Source organism: Cognatilysobacter segetis, assembly GCF_004359965.1.
GTDB lineage: Bacteria > Pseudomonadota > Gammaproteobacteria > Xanthomonadales > Xanthomonadaceae > Cognatilysobacter > Cognatilysobacter segetis.
The window spans coordinates 1-3010 of sequence record NZ_SMRQ01000105.1 but is presented as its reverse complement, the minus strand read 5'-3'; the positions used below and the strand labels follow the sequence as shown (position 1 = coordinate 3010).

General features: G+C 71.8%; 3 protein-coding genes. All 3 read left to right on the top strand.

Translation table 11 applies throughout. From position 1 onward, the window contains the following. Positions 1–913 (top strand): RelA/SpoT AH/RIS domain-containing protein (locus tag E4F61_RS13995; protein WP_133480225.1); only part of this gene is annotated, 913 nt, incomplete at its 5' end. 80 nt (positions 914–993) lie between these two features. Further along, positions 994–1374 carry a RidA family protein gene (locus E4F61_RS13990; protein ID WP_133480224.1) on the top strand — a complete coding sequence of 127 codons (381 nt, stop codon included), beginning with the start codon at positions 994–996 and terminating at the stop codon, positions 1372–1374. A gap of 3 nt (positions 1375–1377) precedes the next feature. Then, on the top strand, positions 1378–3010 hold a 1633-nt coding region (locus tag E4F61_RS13985), incomplete at its 3' end, for an ATP-dependent DNA helicase RecG (RefSeq protein ID WP_133480223.1).

Sequence of the window (3010 nt, the reverse complement as noted above, 5' to 3'; positions counted from 1 at the left end):
TTCGACCGCCCTCGACTTCGCCTACGCGGTGCATACCGACATCGGCAACACCGCGGTGGCGGCGCGCGTGGACGGCAAGCTGGTGCCGCTGCGCACCAAGCTCGCGAGCGGGCAGCGGGTCGACATCATCACCGCGCGCTCGGCGGCGCCCAAGCCGCAATGGCTCGAATTCGTCGTCACCGGCAAGGCGCGCACCGCGATCCGGCAGCAGCTCAAGCAGCTCGAGCACGAGGACGCCGTGCAGATCGGTCATCGCATGCTCGACCGTGCGCTGGAGGCGCTCGATACCTCGCTGGAACGCGTGCCGCCGCAGCGCCTGGAAACCTACCTCGCCGAGAACCGCTTTCCGCGCCTGGAGGCGCTGCTGGCCGAGATCGCGCTGGGCAACCGGATGCCGCAGCAGGTCGCGCTCGCGCTGGTGCGCGGCAGCGGCAACCTGCAGCGCCGCGTCGAGGATCGCGTGCATGCGCCGCAGGACCGCATCCTCATCACGGGCCACGAGAAGGGCGTCATCTCGTTCGCGAGCTGCTGCCTGCCGGTCCCGGGCGACGAGATCATGGGCTACCACACGGCGGGCCGCGGCATCGTCGTGCACCGCCTCGATTGCCCGAACGTCAACGAGTACCGGAAGTCGCCGGATCGCTGGGTGCCGATCGGCTGGGATCGCGAGGTGCACGGTGATTTCCACGCCGCGCTCAAGATCGAGGTCGACAACCGGCCCGGCGCGCTCGCGCAGATCGCCGCCGGCATCGCCGATGCCAAGGCGAACATCGACCGCGTGGAGTACATCGAGCGCGATGCCAACGTGGCGGTGCTGCGCTTCGGTATCGAGGTCACCGACCGCAGCCACCTGGCCGACGTGATCCGCAAGGTGCGCCGACTCAACGTCACCCTGGGCGTGCAGCGCATCTGACGCGTCGCAGGCGATGCGACGGCGCGCACCAGAATGGAGGCGCGCCGTACTATTCGGCCTCTTCCCACCGGTCCATCGCCATGCGCCAGCCCGTCCATACCGACCGCGCCCCCGCCGCCATCGGCCCGTATTCGCAGGCCGTGCGCGCCGGCGATACGGTCTTCCTGTCCGGCCAGATCCCGCTCGATCCGTCGACCGGCGAGCTCGTGACCGGCGACATCGCCACGCAGGCGCGGCGCGCGTTCGACAACCTGCGCGCCGTATGCGAAGCCGCGGGCGGCTCGCTCGACGGCATTGTCCGCCTCGGGCTCTACCTCACCGACCTCGCCGACTTCGCCGCCGTGAACGCGGTGATGGCCGAGTACTTCCAGGCGCCGTACCCGGCGCGCTCGACGATCCAGGTGTCCGGCCTGCCCAAGGGTGCGCACTTCGAGGTCGACGCGATCCTCGTGCTCGGCTGATCGATGCCCCGCGCGGCGCGACCGACGCCCGCCCTCGCGCCGGCCGGCGACGCGCCGCTGACGTCGCTGCGTGGCTGCGGGCCGGCGCTCGCGGAGAAGCTCGCCTCGCGCGGACTCTCCACGGTGCAGGATCTCTGGCTGCAGCTGCCGCGCGGCTACGAGGACCGCACCAGGATCATGCCGATCCGCGACCTGCAGCCGGGCACCGCGGCGCAGGTCGAAGGCGTCGTCGAAGCGGTCGAGAAAGGCTTCCGCTACCGGCCGATGCTGAAGGTGGCGATCTCCGACGAGTCGCACGCCACGCTCATCCTGCGCTTCTTCCATTTCCGCGCGGCGCAGGTCGCGCAGTTCCAGCCCGGCACGCGGCTGCGCTGCTACGGCACGCCGCGGCTGGGGCCGCAGGGGCTGGAGATCGTGCATCCGAGTTACCGCGTCGTTGAAGCGGATGAAGTGCTCGGCAGTGCGCTCGACCCCGTCTATCCGCAGATCGAAGGCGTCGCGCCCGCGACGCTGCGGCGGCTCATCGGCCTCGCGCTCGATCGCCTGCCGCCGGACGAAGCGCTCGAACTGCTGCCGACCGCCTGGTGGGCGGACCTCGGCCTCCCGTCGCTGCGGCAGGCGCTGCTCACCGTGCATCGCCCCGCCGCGGACGACGACCTCGCGTCGCTGCTGTCGGGCCGGCATCCCGCACAGCGCCGCCTCGCGCTCGAGGAACTGCTCGCGCACCACCTGAGCCTGCGCGGGCAGCGACGCGCGCATCGTGCGCATGTCGCGCCGGCGCTGGTCGACACGCGTCTGGCGATGCGACTGCGCGACGCGCTGCCTTTCCGCCTCACCGGTGCGCAGTCGCGCGTGTTCGCCGAACTCGCCGCGGACCTTTCGCAGCCCGTGCCCATGCTGCGACTGGTGCAGGGCGATGTCGGATCGGGCAAGACGGTCGTCGCCGCGATGGCCGCGCTGCTGGCGGTGGCTCAGGGCCAGCAGGCGGCGCTGATGGCGCCCACCGAGCTGCTCGCCGAGCAGCACCTCGTCAACCTGCGCGGCTGGCTGGAGCCGATGGGTGTGCGTGTCGCGTGGCTCGCCGGCAAGGTCACCGGGAAGGCGCGCGCGGCAGTGCTCGCCGACGTCGCCTCGGGCGCGGCACAGGTCGTCGTCGGCACGCATGCACTGATGCAGGAGGGCGTGGTCTTCCACGACCTCGCGCTCGCGATCGTCGACGAGCAGCACCGCTTCGGCGTGCACCAGCGCCTCGCGCTGGTCGACAAGGGCCCGCGCGGCCGTGGCACCGTGCCGCACCAGCTGGTCATGACCGCCACGCCGATCCCGCGCACGCTGGCGATGGCCGCCTACGCCGATCTCGATGTGTCGACCATCGACGAGCTGCCGCCAGGGCGCACGCCCGTCACCACGGTCGTGCTCGCCGCCGATCGCCGCCCGGAGCTCGTCGAGCGCATCCGCCTGGCGTGCGCGGAAGGGCGGCAGGCGTACTGGGTCTGCACGCTGATCGACGAGAGCGACGAGGTGGTCGCGCGTGCCGCGCAGACCGCATTCGACGAGCTGACCGCGCAGCTGCCCGAGCTGCGCCTGGGGCTCGTGCACGGCCGCATGCGGCCGGCCGAGAAGCAGGCCGCGATGC